The 15,010-nt window shown below is 65.0% G+C and carries 17 protein-coding genes; 10 read left to right on the top strand and 7 right to left on the bottom strand.

Annotated features, from left to right (window positions below; translation table 11 throughout):
* Positions 1 to 35: 35 nt before the first annotated feature.
* The 4 genes from MKK04_RS20745 to MKK04_RS20730 are packed head-to-tail and all read right to left on the bottom strand — an operon-like array spanning position 36 to position 1,702.
* The gene (locus MKK04_RS20745; protein ID WP_003258907.1) at positions 36 to 233 is read right to left on the bottom strand and encodes an SEC-C metal-binding domain-containing protein; all 198 of its coding nucleotides are present in this window, start codon (positions 231 to 233) and stop codon (positions 36 to 38) included.
* A 7-nt stretch (positions 234 to 240) separates the two neighbouring features.
* Positions 241 to 726: an LEA type 2 family protein gene (locus MKK04_RS20740; RefSeq protein WP_207832906.1), complete on the bottom strand. Its 486-nt coding sequence runs from the start codon at positions 724 to 726 to the stop codon at positions 241 to 243.
* A gap of 2 nt (positions 727 to 728) precedes the next feature.
* Positions 729 to 1,205 carry a YchJ family protein gene (locus tag MKK04_RS20735; RefSeq protein ID WP_063913121.1) on the bottom strand — a complete coding sequence of 159 codons (477 nt, stop codon included), beginning with the start codon at positions 1,203 to 1,205 and terminating at the stop codon, positions 729 to 731.
* A gap of 2 nt (positions 1,206 to 1,207) precedes the next feature.
* The gene (locus MKK04_RS20730) at positions 1,208 to 1,702 is read right to left on the bottom strand and encodes a DUF6231 family protein (RefSeq protein WP_207832904.1); all 495 of its coding nucleotides are present in this window, start codon (positions 1,700 to 1,702) and stop codon (positions 1,208 to 1,210) included.
* Between the two features lie 159 nt (positions 1,703 to 1,861).
* On the opposite strand from MKK04_RS20730, the gene MKK04_RS20725 reads away from it, so the two are divergent.
* The 4 genes from MKK04_RS20725 (at position 1,862) to MKK04_RS20710 (ending at position 4,488) form a co-directional block, all read left to right on the top strand.
* Positions 1,862 to 2,554 carry an OmpA family protein gene (locus MKK04_RS20725; RefSeq protein ID WP_063913119.1) on the top strand — a complete coding sequence of 231 codons (693 nt, stop codon included), beginning with the start codon at positions 1,862 to 1,864 and terminating at the stop codon, positions 2,552 to 2,554.
* Between the two features lie 89 nt (positions 2,555 to 2,643).
* Positions 2,644 to 3,363 (top strand): OmpA family protein, encoded by a 720-nt coding sequence (locus MKK04_RS20720; protein ID WP_207832902.1) that lies wholly within the window; start codon positions 2,644 to 2,646, stop codon positions 3,361 to 3,363.
* A gap of 98 nt (positions 3,364 to 3,461) precedes the next feature.
* The gene (locus tag MKK04_RS20715; RefSeq protein WP_051100302.1) at positions 3,462 to 3,737 is read left to right on the top strand and encodes a DUF1145 domain-containing protein; all 276 of its coding nucleotides are present in this window, start codon (positions 3,462 to 3,464) and stop codon (positions 3,735 to 3,737) included.
* A complete protein-coding gene (locus MKK04_RS20710) occupies positions 3,730 to 4,488 on the top strand; it encodes a collagen-like protein (RefSeq protein ID WP_207832900.1) in 759 nt (252 codons plus the stop codon). Before MKK04_RS20715 ends, MKK04_RS20710 begins: the two co-directional genes overlap by 8 nt.
* 85 nt (positions 4,489 to 4,573) lie before the next feature.
* Here MKK04_RS20710 and MKK04_RS20705 read toward each other — a convergent pair whose 3' ends face one another.
* On the bottom strand, positions 4,574 to 5,038 hold the full coding sequence (locus tag MKK04_RS20705) for a CopD family protein (protein ID WP_207832898.1): 465 nt from the start codon (positions 5,036 to 5,038) through the stop codon (positions 4,574 to 4,576).
* Positions 5,039 to 5,136: 98 nt separating this feature from the next.
* On the opposite strand from MKK04_RS20705, the gene dinG reads away from it, so the two are divergent.
* From dinG to pdxH, 5 genes are all read left to right on the top strand, one after another.
* Positions 5,137 to 7,281 carry an ATP-dependent DNA helicase DinG gene (gene dinG, locus MKK04_RS20700; protein WP_207832895.1) on the top strand — a complete coding sequence of 715 codons (2,145 nt, stop codon included), beginning with the start codon at positions 5,137 to 5,139 and terminating at the stop codon, positions 7,279 to 7,281.
* A gap of 79 nt (positions 7,282 to 7,360) precedes the next feature.
* Positions 7,361 to 9,595 carry a beta-galactosidase gene (locus MKK04_RS20695; RefSeq protein ID WP_241105942.1) on the top strand — a complete coding sequence of 745 codons (2,235 nt, stop codon included), beginning with the start codon at positions 7,361 to 7,363 and terminating at the stop codon, positions 9,593 to 9,595.
* Positions 9,596 to 9,811: 216 nt separating this feature from the next.
* Entirely contained in the window at positions 9,812 to 10,957 is a 1,146-nt protein-coding gene (locus MKK04_RS20690) for a serine hydrolase domain-containing protein (protein ID WP_207832891.1), read from the top strand.
* Positions 10,958 to 11,056: 99 nt separating this feature from the next.
* Positions 11,057 to 12,034, top strand: a complete 978-nt coding sequence (locus MKK04_RS20685; RefSeq protein WP_241105941.1) for an OmpA family protein — start codon at positions 11,057 to 11,059, stop codon at positions 12,032 to 12,034.
* Between the two features lie 18 nt (positions 12,035 to 12,052).
* Entirely contained in the window at positions 12,053 to 12,700 is a 648-nt protein-coding gene (pdxH, locus tag MKK04_RS20680) for a pyridoxamine 5'-phosphate oxidase (protein WP_063913111.1), read from the top strand.
* Positions 12,701 to 12,827: 127 nt separating this feature from the next.
* Here pdxH and MKK04_RS20675 read toward each other — a convergent pair whose 3' ends face one another.
* A complete protein-coding gene (locus MKK04_RS20675) occupies positions 12,828 to 13,061 on the bottom strand; it encodes a hypothetical protein (RefSeq protein WP_207832887.1) in 234 nt (77 codons plus the stop codon).
* A gap of 147 nt (positions 13,062 to 13,208) precedes the next feature.
* Here MKK04_RS20675 and MKK04_RS20670 point away from each other — a divergent pair, with 147 nt between their 5' ends.
* Complete coding sequence (locus MKK04_RS20670; protein WP_207832885.1) at positions 13,209 to 13,673, top strand: glycine zipper 2TM domain-containing protein; 465 nt, start codon at positions 13,209 to 13,211, stop codon at positions 13,671 to 13,673.
* 69 nt (positions 13,674 to 13,742) lie between these two features.
* On the opposite strand, the gene nhaA is transcribed toward MKK04_RS20670, so the two are convergent.
* Positions 13,743 to 14,918, bottom strand: coding sequence for a Na+/H+ antiporter NhaA (nhaA, locus tag MKK04_RS20665; RefSeq protein ID WP_207832883.1), 1,176 nt, complete (start codon positions 14,916 to 14,918; stop codon positions 13,743 to 13,745).
* Between the last annotated feature and the right edge of the window lie 92 nt (positions 14,919 to 15,010).

Genomic DNA, 15,010 nt, shown 5'->3' with positions numbered 1-15,010 from the left:
CGGCCCGCAGCAGGGACGCGCAAGTGCTGTTCAGGTCAGGCGCCGTGGCACTTCTTGAACTTTTTCTGGCTACCGCACGGGCAAGGGTCGTTACGGCCAACGTCTTTCAGGGCGTTGCGTACCGGCTCCTGGTGGCCGTGGTTGCAGTGCGGGCCGTGTACATGGCCATGATCGTGGTGGTGATCATGATCGTGGTTGCAGTCAGGGCCATGAACGTGGGGTTGTTGGGACATTGCAGGGTTACTCCGGGTTGTAATCGCCGGGGATTATCTCACCACTGCGCGACAAGTGCAGGTCCCGATGGATGAGCAACCCGGTCGCCAGCTCGCCCTGCAGGTTGTAATGCAACGGTTGCTCGCTTTTCAGCAGCTTGGCCAGCGGTTTCAGGTGCTGCCACAGGTTGGTCCGCGCGGTGATCTTGAAGGTGCGCCGGGCATGCCCGCCGACACTGCGCCACAGGCTGGTTTCATCCTGCACCAGCAACAGGTCGTTGAGGCGTATGGCATACGACAGGTTGCGGATGAACAGGCGGCTGTCATTGGGGTTGTCGACCCGCAGGTGTAGCACGAACTCCTGCTCCAGCAACCTGGCCTTGACTGTCTCCACCTTGACCAGGTGCACCTCGGGCTCGCGCCAGTCATCACCGCCCCAGCTGGCGCAGCCCGCCAGCAGTGCCAGCCATGCCATCAGGGCGGCGAACAGCAGCGGGCGGGGGCGGGCGATCATGTTCAGCTACCCACGTAACTGGCGCAGCATTTCTTGAACTTCTGGCCGCTGGCGCAGGGGCAGGGGTCGTTGCGCCCGGCCTTGAGCCCGACCGTGGGGTCGATGAAGTACCAGCGCCCGGCATGCTGGACGAATGCCGAGCGCTCGCGGTGCTGATGGTCGCCCTCCTGGTCGTGCCAGCGAGCGGTAAAGGTGACGAAACCGTGCTCCGGCTGGCCGCCCAGCACTTCTGCGCTTTCCACCTCCAGGCCCAGCCAGGTGCTCTGGGCACTCCAGGCGGCCATGGCGGCGCGGTCCAGGCCGGCTTGCTGGGCCGGCAGGGTGGTGGCCACCAGGTAGTCGACCAGGCCCAGCACGTAGGCACTGTAGCGCGAGCGCATCAGGGCCTGGGCATCCGGTGCCGGGGTGCCGGCATGGTAATGCCCGCAGCAGGCTTCGAGCAGGTTGCCACTGCCACAAGGGCAGACCGAGACACTCATCATCACCACCAGTACTTGCCGAAGTTTTCAGGGTTGGCCCAGAACTTGGCGTTGAGCCAGTCCGGTACCTGTTTGTAGTCATGTAGATCATAGGTGAACAGGCTCAATACCTGCTGGTCACGGCGGAATTTCTCGCTGGCCGACAGGGCCAGGGCAAAGAAATCGGTGTCTTGCCAGCCACAGGCGGCCAGGTCGGTCAGCACCGCGACCCGGCTGGCATTGAGGTTGCGAATGCCACCGAGCAGTTCCAGGCCGGTGCGTTTGGGCAGGTGCTCCAGGCAGTCCACCAGTACCGCCAGGTCAAAGCGCTGGGCTGCCAGTTCGGCCGGTAGCGGGCCTGGGGCGGCAGTGGCGATGGTTACCTGTGGGTGCGCCTGGGCGAAAGCGTCCAGCGCCGGGAAGCGCGTGCCTACCAGCAGCAGGCGTTGCGGGGTGAAGCGCTCCAGCAGGGCCGCCAGGGCCTGCTGCGGGGTGCGCTGGGAAAAACCGTCGGTCATTGGCAATCCTCGTTGAAGTCGTCCAAGACTAGCGGGCCGCAGCGTGCGGGCAAAGAGGCATGTGACCGTGTCGTGGCTTATTGGTGGCAGGGATCAAATGCTCGGTCTTTACTCCCAGAGATCGGCCTTATGCCGATTCCCCCTAGGAGAAGCAATGAAATGAGCATAGTACGCACAGCGATACCCCTGGTCCTGCTCACCAGTGTGTTGACTGGTTGTGCAGGTTTGCAAAAGACCGACTGGCCGAAATGTGCTGCCGTCGGGGGTGTAGGCGGCGCTGCCCTGGGCGCCATCGAGAGTTCCAGCTGGGCTGGCTGGGGCGCGTTGCTGGGCGGTGGCCTGGCGGCGGGCTATTGCTGGGCCCATGGCGATGGCGACGAGGATGGCGACGGCGTGCCGGACAGCCGTGACAAGTGCCCTGGCACCCCGCGTGGTGTGCAGGTGGATGCCAACGGTTGCCCGCCGCAGCCGGCTGCGGTGGTGGAGGAAGTGGTGGTGCAGAAGGAAGAAGTCATCGTCATCCGCGATGTGCACTTCGAGTTTGACTCTGCGCGCCTGACCGCCAGCGACAAGGAGCGCCTGAACACCATTGCCACGCGCCTGAAGCAGGAAGCGCCGTCTGCCCGCCTGAGCGTCAGCGGCCATACCGACAGCGTCGGCTCCGACAGCTACAACCAGAAACTGTCCGAGCGCCGTGCCCACTCGGTGACCGATTACCTGGTCGAGAGCGGTGTGCCGCGCAGCAGCTTCGTGTCGGTGGTCGGTGCCGGTGAAACCCAGCCGGTGGCCGACAACGCCACGGCCGACGGGCGTGCCATGAACCGCCGTACCGAGATCAAGATCCAGCGGTAGAACGGCGTGCGCCCGTGCCTTGAGCAGTGGCACGGGCGTGCCTTGACGGCGGTCAGCCGTTAGTGGCCAATGACACAGGAGCATTCAGCATGAGTGTGACGTCGAAGGCGGCGCTGCCGCTGTTGGTGGCTGCCAGCCTGCTCACGGGCTGCGCCACCCACAGCGATGGCAGCGCGCCCCTCAACCAAAGGACCTGGCCCATCTGCAGCCTGCTCGGCGGCCTGGTCGGTGGTGGCCTGGGGGCCATCGAAAGTTCAAGCTGGGCGGCCGGCGGCGGTGCCCTTGGTGCCATTGCCGGGGGCCTGATCTGTTACGCCCAGGATGGTGACGAAGATGGCGACGGCATTTTCGACCGCCGCGATCGTTGCCCCGATACCCCTGCCAACACTACGGTCGACCACATGGGTTGCCCGTTGAAAGTGTACCCCGCATCGCCGCCTGCCACTGAACCTGAACCCTCGCCAGAGGTGATCATCCTGGATGACAACGGCGCAGTGATGTTCGCCTTCGACTCCGCCGAGCTGACCCCGGCGGCCCAACAGCGCCTGCAGGGCCTGGTGGCGAAACTCGATTCACCGACGGTGACCAAGGTCAGCGTGATCGGGCATACCGACAACGTAGGCTCCGACAGCTATAACCAGGCGCTTTCCGAGCGCCGCGCCGGCAGCGTGGCCGAGTACTTGATCGGCCAGGGGCTGGCGCCGGGCAAGGTCACCAGTCAGGGGCGCGGCGAGAGTGAACCGCTTACCGACAACGAAAGCGAGGAGGGCCGCGCCCGCAACCGACGGGTGGAGCTGCACCTCAACTGAGCGGTGCTGGCGCCTGCCTTGGCATTGCAGTTAATGTTGGTCGCACGGCCCGCTCGAACGGGCCGTCTCGACATAACAACAATCCATGGGGGCGGGGTATGAAGTTCATCCTGGGCCTGGGCAAGGTCCTGACAGTCGCTTTCTGGGGTGTGGTGTTGTTCAATCAGTTGATGCCACAACCTTTGCCCTTCAACCTGCTGATCAACGCCGCGGGCATCGCCTTGCTGGGCCTGCACCTGCTCGAAGTGCTGTTCTTCAATGGCAGCTTGCGCGGGCGCAGCCACCGCTGGTTCGATCGTCTGCAGATCCTGTTGACGGGTATCTTCCATGTCATGTCCATTCCCCGTGCGCAGGAGGCGCCGCGAAATGCGTAATCTGATGTTGCTGGCCATGTTGGCCGCTCCCCTGGCCCAGGCCGAAAGCCTGGTGGTCGCTGCCAACTCCATGCTGCGCCTGCCCGACAAGTCGGCCAGCGTGCACCTTGCGCACCTGCGTGTCGCTGACGCCGCAACCCTGCTGCTGCCTGCCTCGCTCGCGGAACTGAAGGTCGACCAGCTGGAACTGGGGCGCGATGCGCGTATCGCCATTGCACCGTCCGATAGCCCGTTGCTGATCGAGGCGCGCAGCGCGCGGCTGGGTGAGGGCAGCGAATTCAGTGCGCCGGGGGCGGCGGGCACCTACCAGCGGGGAGCCCGGTCGGGTCGCAGCCTGGACCTGAAACTGGCTGAAGTGGATGCCGAGCGGCTGGCGATCGATGCCCGTGGCGGTGCCGGTGCGCCGGGTTACGTGGGGCTCGATGGCGCCAACGGCCAGGCCGGTGGCTGCACCTGGGGCCAGGCCAGCCGCGGTGCCAATGGCGATGACGGCGGCAACGGGCACGATGGCGCGCCGGGTGGGCGCATCCGCCTGAGCGTGCCGCAGGGCTTCCCGCAGGAGCGCATCGTGGTGCGCCTGGACGGTGGTGCACCGGGCAAGGCCGGGGCTGCTGGCAAGGCCGGTAAAGGCGGGGCGAGCAAGGGCTGCCTGGTGTACCGCACCGACGCCGGTGCCAATGGCCGCCCGGGGCAGCCGGGCCAGCCCGGGTTGGCGGGGGCAGCGGGCGAACTGATCCTGCAGCGCCTGTGAAACCTGTACTGGCCCTATCGCCGGCAAGCCATGGGTAGTACCTGTGGGAGCTGGCTTGCCGGCGATAGGGCCGGTGCAGGCAGCATCAGATCATCAGGCGCGAACTGGCCACTGCGACCACGGCCAGGCCCAGCAGCAGGTTGATCCCGACCATCCGCCGAATCCGCCCCAGCACTGCCGCACCCGCCGGCCAGTCCTCGGCCTGCACCGCCGCCTTCAGTTCCGGCAACAGCAATGCCTGGATGCGCATGAACAGGGCAAACATGGCGATGCCCCCACCGATCATCACCTGCACATACTTCGGTGCAGTCTCGAAGCCGCTGAAGCGCATGTGCAACATGCCGATACCACTTATCGCCAAAATCGCCACGGCCAGCCAGACCCAGCCGAAGAAGCGTCGGAAAACTTCCACCCACAAGCGCAGCCGGGCAGGCCCTTCAAGGGCTGCAACCGTTGCCGGGCGCAGCACCAGCCAGGCGAAGAACATGCCGCCGACCCACACCAGGGCGGCCAGTACATGCAGTGTGTAGGGCAGGGCAAAGGCAAGCATCCGGATCTCCATGCGGCATAAAGGGCAATAGCGGGGTATGATAGCCGCCCCATGCGAAACACTGAAAATATATCCAGCCCTCCGGGCGCCTGCAGACCATGATCAGCAACGAACTCAAAGCCACCATCCAGGGCGCCTATACGCGTTTTCTCGAAGCCAAGAGCCTCAAGCCACGCTATGGCCAGCGTCTGATGATCGCCGAAGTGGCCAAGGTGCTCGGCGACATCGCCTGTGACGAAGAAGGCCGCCGTGCTGGCGAGCCTGCCGTGGTGGCAGTGGAGGCAGGCACCGGTACCGGCAAGACGGTAGCCTACAGCCTGGCTGCCATTCCGGCCGCCAAGGCTGCCGGCAAGCGCCTGGTGATCGCCACCGCCACCGTGGCGCTGCAGGAGCAGATCGTCTTCAAGGACCTGCCCGACCTGATGCGTAGCAGCGGGCTGAACTTCAGCTTCGCCCTGGCCAAGGGCCGTGGCCGTTACCTGTGCCTGTCCAAGCTCGACATCCTGCTGCAGGAGGGCCACGCCCAGTCGGCCACCGCCCAGCTGTTCGAGGAAGAAGGCTTCCGCATCGAAGTCGACGAGCGCAGCCAGAAACTGTTCAACAGCATGATCGAGAAGCTTGCCGGCAACCGCTGGGACGGTGACCGCGACAGCTGGCCCGAAGCCCTGGAAGACCAGGACTGGGCGCGCCTGACCACCGACCACAGCCAGTGCACCGGCCGTCATTGCCCGAACTTCCAGCAGTGCGTGTTCTACAAGGCCCGCGAAGGCATGGGCAAGGTCGACGTGATCGTCACCAACCACGACATGGTGCTGGCCGACCTGGCCCTGGGCGGCGGTGCGGTATTGCCCGACCCGCGCGACACCATGTACGTGTTCGACGAAGGCCACCACCTGCCAGACAAGGCCATCGGCCATTTCGCCCACTATTCGCGCCTGCGCTCCACTGCCGACTGGCTGGAGCAGACCGCCAAGAATCTTACCAAGCTGCTGGCCCAGCACCCGCTGCCCGGTGACCTGGGCAAGTACATCGAGCAGGTGCCAGAGCTTGCGCGGGAAGTGCGCACGCAGCAGCAGTTCATGTTCACCCTGTGCGAGCAGGTTGCCGACTTCCGCCCCAGCGAGGACAACGAAGGCCGTGAGCGCCCCCGCTACCGCTTCGAAGGCGGCGTGGTGCCGGAGCAGATCCGCGAAGTGGGCATCGAGCTGAAAAAGGGCTTTGCCCGCCTCAACGACCTGTTCACCCGCCTGGCCGACCTGCTCAAGGAAGGCATGGACGGCGAGGTCAGCATCGGCATCGCCAGCCACCAGGCCGAGGAGTGGTACCCGCTGTTCGGTAGCCTGGTCACCCGCGCCCAGGGCAACTGGGAGCTGTGGACGGCCTTTACCGCCGAAGACCCGGAAGACAGCCCGCCCATGGCCCGCTGGCTGACCCTGGCCGAGAGCGGTGCGCTGTTCGACATCGAAGTCAACGCCAGCCCCATCCTGGCCGCCGAAATGCTTCGCCGCAGCCTGTGGAGCGTGGCCCATGGCGCGCTGGTGACGTCGGCGACGCTGACCGCGCTGGGCAAGTTCGACCGCTTCCGCATGCGCTCGGGGTTACCGCGTGACGCGGTTACCTGCGTGGTGCCCAGCCCGTTCGTGCATGGCGATGCCGGCCTGCTACGGGTCCCCGACCTCAAGGCCGACCCGCGCGATGCGGCGGCGCATACCGCGGCGATCATCCGCGAGCTGCCGAACATCGTCGAGGACGCCCGCGGCGCGCTGGTGCTGTTCTCCTCGCGCAAGCAGATGCAGGACGTGTTCGATGGCCTGGACCGTGACTGGCGCAAGCTGGTGCTGATCCAGGGCAACCTGTCCAAGCAGGAAACCCTGAACAAGCACAAGGCGCGGGTCGACGATGGCCAGCACAGCGTACTGTTCGGCCTGGCCAGCTTTGCCGAGGGTGTCGACCTGCCGGGCGCCTACTGCGAACACGTGGTAATCGCCAAGATTCCCTTTGCCGTGCCCGACGACCCGGTCGAAGCGGCGCTGGCGGAGTGGATCGAGGCCCGTGGCGGCAACCCGTTCATGGAAATTGCCGTGCCTGACGCTTCGCTGCGGTTGATCCAGGCCTGCGGCCGCCTGCTGCGAACCGAACAGGATCGCGGTGTCATCACCTTGCTTGACCGGCGCCTGGTCACCCAGCGCTACGGCAAGGCTATTCTCAATGCGCTGCCGCCGTTCCGGCGGGAAATTTCCTGACCGCCGGAGCACTTGCTCCGGCGCGTTGTCCATTACTCAGTCTTGGGCCATGAGGGCCCTGAAGGAGAGCCCCAGCCTTATGGTCCGCCGCACCCTGCCCGCCGTTTTCGCCCTGTTGTTCAGCTCGCCCTTGCTGGCTGGGCAGCAGACGCTGTTCAGCTTCGTGCGCCCGGCCTCGGTGGTCAATGTGGCGACCGAGGATGCCGGCATGCCGCAGTACAACGCGGAGCAGACGGCCGAAGGCGAGGTGTTGCGGCGCGTGGTGTTCAACCCGGCCCAGCGGCCGACCCTGCGCCTGAGCCCGCAAAGCGGTGTGTGGGACTGGTCCAGCGGGCAATTCCTGACGTTGCGCCTGCAAAGCGCGATGGATTGGGCGCTGACCGTGGATGTCATGGTGCAGGGCAGTGATGGCCGCACGTTGACCAGCCGCATCGACCTGCCTGCCGGTCCTGCACAAACCGTGATGGTGCCGCTGACGGCCAGCTCGCCGCTGAGCCAGGGCATGCGCGCCGGCCCGCCCATGCCCTGGAGCCATGGCGGCCAGCGCCTGCTGCTGACCAGCAGCACCGGCGCGGTCGACCTCAAGCAGGTGGCCTCGGTCAGCCTGAGCATCCCCAACCCCAAGGTGGCGCAGAACCTGCTGATCGAACGGGTGGGCATCCAGGATGACGACCAGGCCTACAAGGCGGCCTACCACGAGCTGATCGATGCCTATGGCCAGTCCACCCGCGGCCATTGGCCAGAGAAGGTTGCCAATGACGAGCAGCTCAAGGCGGCCGATGTGCGCGAGCAGCAACAGCTCAAAGGCTGGCTGGCAGAGCGTGGCAAGCAGCAACTGGACGCGTACGGTGGCCTGCTGGCGGGACCAGCGTTCGAGGCCAAAGGCTTCTTCCGCACGGAAAAACGTGACGGCCGCTGGTACCTGGTAACACCCGAGGGGCACCCGTTCTATTCCCTGGGGGTGAATGCCGTGGCCGCGGATGGCGGGCGAACCTACGTTGCCGGGCGTGAGGGGATGTTCAAGGCGTTGCCGGGCGAGGGCGATGCACTGGCCGCATTCTATGGCGAGGGCAACAACGACGACGGCAACGCTTCGTCGCAAGGGCGCAACTTCAAACAGGGGCGCTGGTTCGATTTCTATGCCGCCAACCTGCAGCGCACCTATGGCAAACCCTGCCCGCCCGCGGCAGAGGGGCAGCCGGCCAACTGCCCGCCGTTGGCGCTGGATGCCGCCCGCTGGCAGGCGCATGCACTCGACCGCCTGCAGGCCTGGGGTTTCAACACGGTCGGCAACTGGAGCGAGCCGGCCCTGGGCCAGGCCAAGCGCATGCCGTACACCTTGCCGCTGTCGATCGTGGGGGATTACGCCAGCATCAGCACCGGTATGGACTGGTGGGGCAGCATGCCCGACCCGTTCGACCCGCGTTTTGCCATGGCCACCGAGCGCGCCGTGGCCATTGCCGCCCGCGATCACCGTGACGACCCCTGGCTGATCGGTTATTTCGCCGACAACGAACTGGCCTGGGCCGCCCCCGGTAGCGACCCCAAGGCGCGTTACGGCCTGGCCTATGGAACCTTGCGCCTGACCACCGACGTGCCGGCCAAGCGCGCCTTCCTCAAGCAGTTGCGCGACAAGTACCGCAACCAGGAAGGGCTGTCCAAGGCCTGGGGCATCGAGCTGACCGCCTGGGAGCTGATGGAGGACCCGGGCTTCGAGGCACCGTTGCCCGACCCGGAGCACCCGGAAATCGAGCGTGACTACCAGCACTTCCAGCAGGTGTTTGCAGAAACCTACTTCAGGACCATTGCCGACTCGTTGAAGTGGCATGCGCCCAATCACCTGTTGCTGGGGGGGCGCTATGCCGTCAGCACGCCTGAGGCGGTCAAGGCCTGTGCCGAGTTCTGCGATGTGCTCAGCTTCAACTTCTATACCCTCAAGCCGCAGGATGGCTACGACTTCGCCAGCCTGGCCGAGCTGGACAAGCCGGTGTTGGTGTCCGAGTTCCAGTTCGGCTCGCGCGATCGCGGGCCGTTCTGGCCGGGGCCGCTGGAATTGGCGCGTGAAGAAGACCGCGGCCCGGCCTACGGCAACTTCCTCAAGGCGGCCCTGGCGCAGCCGATGATCGTTGGCGCGCACTGGTTCCAGTACCTCGACCAGCCGGCCAGCGGGCGCCTGCTCGATGGCGAGAACGGCCACCTGGGGTTGGTGGCGATCACCGATATGCCTTACCCCGGGTTTGTCGATGCCGTGCGCAAGAGCAACTTGCAGGCAATGAGCCAGCTACGTACTCAGTTGGAAAAACCGACTCCCTGACTAGTGCAAATGGATGTGGGAGCGGGCGTGCCCGCGAATCAGGCGACCGGGTGGATGGCACCGGCTATGCCGGTGTTCGCGGGCACGCCCGCTCCCACATTAAGTCCAGCCTGGCTACCGTTCATCGTAACCACCCAGCCCAAGCCAGTTTGCAAAACGCCAAACTACTGAAACAATGCACACCATTTTCGGAATTGGTCGTACGGAGAACAGCGGGTGCAGATCCAGGGTCACTATGAGCTGAAGTTCGAAGCAGTGCGCGAAGCCTTTGCCGCGCTGTTCGATGATCCCCAGGAGCGTGGCGCCGCGCTGTGCATCCAGGTCGGTGGCGAAACCGTGGTCGACCTGTGGGCCGGCAGTGCCGACAAGGATGGCCAGCAGGCCTGGCACAGCGACACCATCGCCAACCTGTTCTCCTGCACCAAGACCTTCACCGCCGTCACCGCCCTGCAACTGGTCGGCGAAGGCAAGCTGGCCCTCGATGCCCCGGTAGCCAACTATTGGCCCGAGTTCGCCCAGGCCGGTAAACAGGCGATCACCCTGCGCCAGTTGCTCAGCCACCGTGCCGGCTTGCCGGCCATCCGTGAGCTGCTGCCGGCCGAAGCGCTGTATGACTGGCAGGCCATGGTCGATGCGCTGGCTGCCGAAACGCCCTGGTGGACACCCGGCACCGAGCACGGCTATGCCGCCATCACCTACGGCTGGCTGATCGGCGAGCTGATCCGCCGTGCCGATGGCCGTGGCCCCGGCGACTCGATCGTCGCCCGTACCGCGAGGCCGTTGGGGCTGGATTTTCATGTCGGCCTGGCGGACGACGAGTTCCATCGCGTGGCGCATATCGCCCGTGGCAAGGGCAACGCCGGGGATGCTGCGGCGCAGCGCCTGCTGCAGGTGACCATGCGCGAACCCGAGGCCCTGTCGACCCGGGCCTTCACTAATCCGCCGGCGATCCTGACCAGCACCAACAAGCCGGAATGGCGGCGCATGCAGCAGCCAGCGGCCAATGGCCATGGCAATGCGCGCAGCCTGGCGGGCTTCTATGCCGGGTTGCTGGACGGCAGCCTGCTCGAATCCGAACTTCTCGACGAACTGACCCGTGAGCACAGCCTCGGCCAGGACCGTACCTTGCTCACCCAGACCCGTTTTGGCCTGGGCTGCATGCTCGACCAGCCCGACGTGGCCAATGCCACCTTCGGCCTCGGTGCCCGCGCCTTTGGCCACCCCGGTGCCGGTGGTTCGGTCGGTTTCGCCGACCCGGAGTACGACGTGGCCTTCGGTTTCGTGGTCAATACCCTTGGCCCTTATGTGCTCATGGACCCGCGAGCCCAGAACCTGGTACGTGTCCTTGCCAGTTGCCTTTGATCGGGTAATGCGGGTATTGCCCCACCCCTTTGACTATCCTCAATGCCAACGCCTGAAGGGCGTAGACAAAATTTCTTTCTATTTCATGGTGTATCGCTGATGTCTTCACACAAAACCTTAGCACTCGCCCTGTGCCTGACCGCCGTTACCGGCTGTGCCAGTCACCCCCAGGACGGCTCGAAGGACAGCGCCTCGAGCTGGTGGCCCTTCGGTTCGGACAAGGTTGCCGAGCAGGAAGTGAAGCAAGCCGTCACTGAAAACGTGGCCAAGGCCGACGCCAAGTCCGAGAATGCCAGCCGTTGGTGGTGGCCGTTCGGCGCTGACGAGAAGCAGGCCAAGGGGCCGGTGGTACCGAAGATCGACCAGAAGGCCACCCAGGCCTGGCTGGACGAGTACGAGCCCAAGCTGCGTGAGGCGATCAAGGGCAGCAAGCTGGAGCTCGAGCGCCGCGACAATGTGCTGGCCGTAACCATTCCGGTGGACGGCTCGTACAACCCTGACCGTCCGAACATGCTGCTGCCGATGACCCTGGGCCCGATTACCCGTGTGGCCAAGACCGTCGAAGGCGATGCCAAGACCGCCGTGCTGGTGCTTGGCCATGCCGACAACAGCGGTGTCGCTGCCGCCAACCAGAAGCTCAGCCTGGAACGTGCCGCTTCGGTGTCGGCCATCTTCCGCCTCAGCGGCCTGCAGCGTGACCGCCTGACCCTCAAGGGCATGGGCTCGGAAATGCCGCGCGCCGCCAACGACAGCGCCGAAGGCCGTGCCCTGAACCGCCGCGTGGAAATGCTGCTGACCCCGCAGAACACCATGGTCGCCCTGTTGGCCAAGTACCAGCAAGCCGCCCCGGCGCGGGCCCCGATGGTGGCGGTACAGGATGTAAAAGCGCCTGCGGCCAAGGCTGCCGACAGCAAGCCTGCCGCCAAGGCTGCGGCGAAGAAGCCTGTAGCCAAAGCCAAGGCCAAGTCGCCAGCCAAGACCACGGCCAAGAAAAAAGCCGCGCCGGCCAAGCCCGTCGCCAAGAAAGCTACCGCTGACAAGAAAGTAGCTGCCAACAGCCCTGCGAAGACCAACTGATCGTCAAGGAACGCAGCAATGACCCAATCCCTGGCCGATATGCGCCGCGACTACACCCGTGATGGCCTGGCTGAAGCCCAGGCCCCGGGGGAGCCGTTCGCCCTGTTTCACCAGTGGTTCGCCGATGCGGTGAAAACCGAGCAGGTACCGGTGGAAGCCAACGCCATGACCCTGGCCACTGTCGATGGTGAAGGCCGCCCTCACTGCCGCATCTTGCTGCTGAAGGGGCTCGATGAGCGTGGTTTCACCTTCTTCACCAACTACGACAGTGCCAAGGGCCAGCAACTGCTGGTTAACCCCTTCGCCGCCATGACGTTCTTCTGGCCAGCGCTGGAGCGCCAGGTACGTATCGAAGGGCGGGTGGAAAAGGTCACGGCCCAGGAGTCGGACGCCTACTACCAGGTACGCCCGCTGGGCAGCCGCCTGGGGGCCTGGGCTTCACCGCAGAGCCAGGTGATTGCCGGCCGCGAGGAGCTGGAGGCGCTGGTCAAGGCCACCGAGGCGCGCTTCTCCGACACCCAGCCGCATTGCCCGGAGCATTGGGGGGGGTATCGTTTGCTGCCTGAACGCATCGAGTTCTGGCAGGGGCGGGCTAGCCGCCTGCACGACCGGCTGAACTACCGGCTGGTGGACGGGCAATGGCTGCGGGAGAGGCTGGCGCCCTGAGGTTCCGGGGCTGCTGCGCAGCCCATCGCGACGCAAGGCCGCTCCCACAGGTACAGCGCAGACCCAATCCGTGGGAGCGGCCTTGTGTCGCGAAAGGGCCGCAAAGCGGCCCCAGCAATTACCAAGGCTACCCCGGATACCCCGCAGCCTCCCGCTCCAACCACCCCGCCAACTGCTTGCGCCCCACCTTCTCCATCCGCGCCTGCTCCAGCCTTTGCAGCATATACGCGCGTTTTCCAGGGTCCGACCCGGCCAGCGACAACGCCAGGTCACGGTCCATCCAGCGGTGCATGCGCACATACAGCCACCAGTGGAAATACAGCCCCGCAACGGTGGTGACCACGACGATGAAGTAATCCATGGCTATCCTTGGTCTCACTTGAAAAGGCCTCGACACAGCCACGCAGGCTGTACCTCGGCTGAATGAAAACAATTTTATTGCGTTTGTACCGTGACAGCCGTCAACGTGCAGCGTCTAATGAGCACCTGACTTATGGAGACCTTACCCATGCGTAAATCCGCTTTGCTGGTGGCAACCTTTACCACCCTGTCGCTGTTGCTGGGTGGCTGTGCCTCGAGCCTGACCGGTGACAGCTACTCCCGTGATGAGGCCCGCCGCGTGCAAACCGTGCGTATGGGCACCATCGAATCCCTGCGCCCGGTCAAGATCGAAGGTACCAAGACCCCGATCGGCGGTGGTGCTGGCGCCATCGTCGGTGGCGTGGCCGGCAGCGCCGTGGGCGGTGGTCGTGGCAGCATCGTCGCCGCCGTGATCGGTGCCGTTGCTGGTGGCCTGGCGGGTTCTGCCGCCGAAGAAGGCCTGACTCGCACCCAGGGTGTCGAAATCACCGTGCGTGAGGACGATGGCAGCATGCGTGCCTATGTGCAGGCTGTGCAGCAGAACGAGATCTTCCGCGTTGGCGACCGCGTGCGCATCATGACCGTCGACGGTACCAGCCGCGTCTCGCACTGACCGTAGCGCAATAAAACAAAACCCCGACATGGCGCTCGCCAGTCGGGGTTTTTTCATGCTGTGGCCAAGTCAGTCGATGCTGGGCTTGCGGCTGGCCATGGCGGTTACCGCATAGCCGATCACGGCGGCGAAGAACGAACCGGTGAGAATACCCATGCGGTCCATCCCGGCGAAATCACTGCTGCCCGGCACAAAGGCGAGTGAGCCAACGAACAGGCTCATGGTGAAGCCGATACCGCAGAGTATCGCCACACCCAGCAATTGCCCCCAACTGGCGCCGACAGGCAGTGCGGCCAGGCGCAGTTTGACCGCAATCCAGGTCAGGCCGAAGACACCTATGGTCTTGCCCAGCAGCAGCCCGACGGCGATGCCCAGCGGCACCGGGTGGGTGAAGCTTTCTACGGTCATGCCTGCGAGCGATACACCGGCATTGGCGAAAGCGAACAGCGGCAGGATGGCGTAGGCGACCCACGGATGCAGGGCGTGTTCCAGGGCGAGCGACGGCGAGCGCTCGGCATGGCGTGTGCGCAGCGGGATGCACAGCGCCAGGGCAACGCCAGCGAGGGTGGCATGCACGCCGCTCTTGAGCACGCAGACCCACAGGATCAGGCCAACGACCATGTACGGCCCAAGCTTGACCACGCCAAGCCGGTTCATGGCCACCAGCACGACCAGGCAGGTGGCGGCCAGCAGCAGTGACACGCTCGACAGGGTACCCGAGTAGAACAGGGCAATGACGATGATCGCACCCAGGTCGTCGATGATCGCCAGGGTCATCAGGAACAGTTTCAGTGACACCGGCACGCGCTTGCCCAGCAGGGCCAGCACACCGAGGGCGAAGGCGATGTCAGTGGCGGTCGGGATCGCCCAGCCGGCCACGGCCGCGGGGTTGTCACGGTTGATGAACCAGTAGATCAGTGCCGGTATCACCATGCCGCCCACTGCGGCGGTGGCAGGCAGGATTACCTGGGAGGGCTTGGACAGGTGGCCGTCGACCACTTCGCGCTTGACCTCCAGGCCGATGAGCAGGAAGAACAGGGCCATCAGGCCGTCGTTGATCCACAGCAGCAACGGTTTGGCGATGTGCAGTGCGCCGACCTGGACGGCGACGGGAACGTCGAGCAGGCCGCTGTACAGGTACGACAGCGGTGAATTGTTGATGACCAGGGCCAGGATGGCCGCAGCAATCAGTAGCAGGCCGCTGGCGGCTTCGAGCTGGATGAAACGGGTTAACAGGCTACGCACGGGCTATAGGCTCTCCATGAGCAGTTTACGATTGGAGCGGGCTTACACCCTAGCCTGTGACGATATGCTTTAAAACAAAAACTATATTCTTT

Source organism: Pseudomonas sp. LS.1a (assembly GCF_022533585.1).
Classification (GTDB): Bacteria; Pseudomonadota; Gammaproteobacteria; order Pseudomonadales; family Pseudomonadaceae; genus Aquipseudomonas.
The sequence above is the reverse complement of the archived record's forward strand: the minus strand, read 5'-3'. Positions and strand labels throughout refer to the sequence as shown.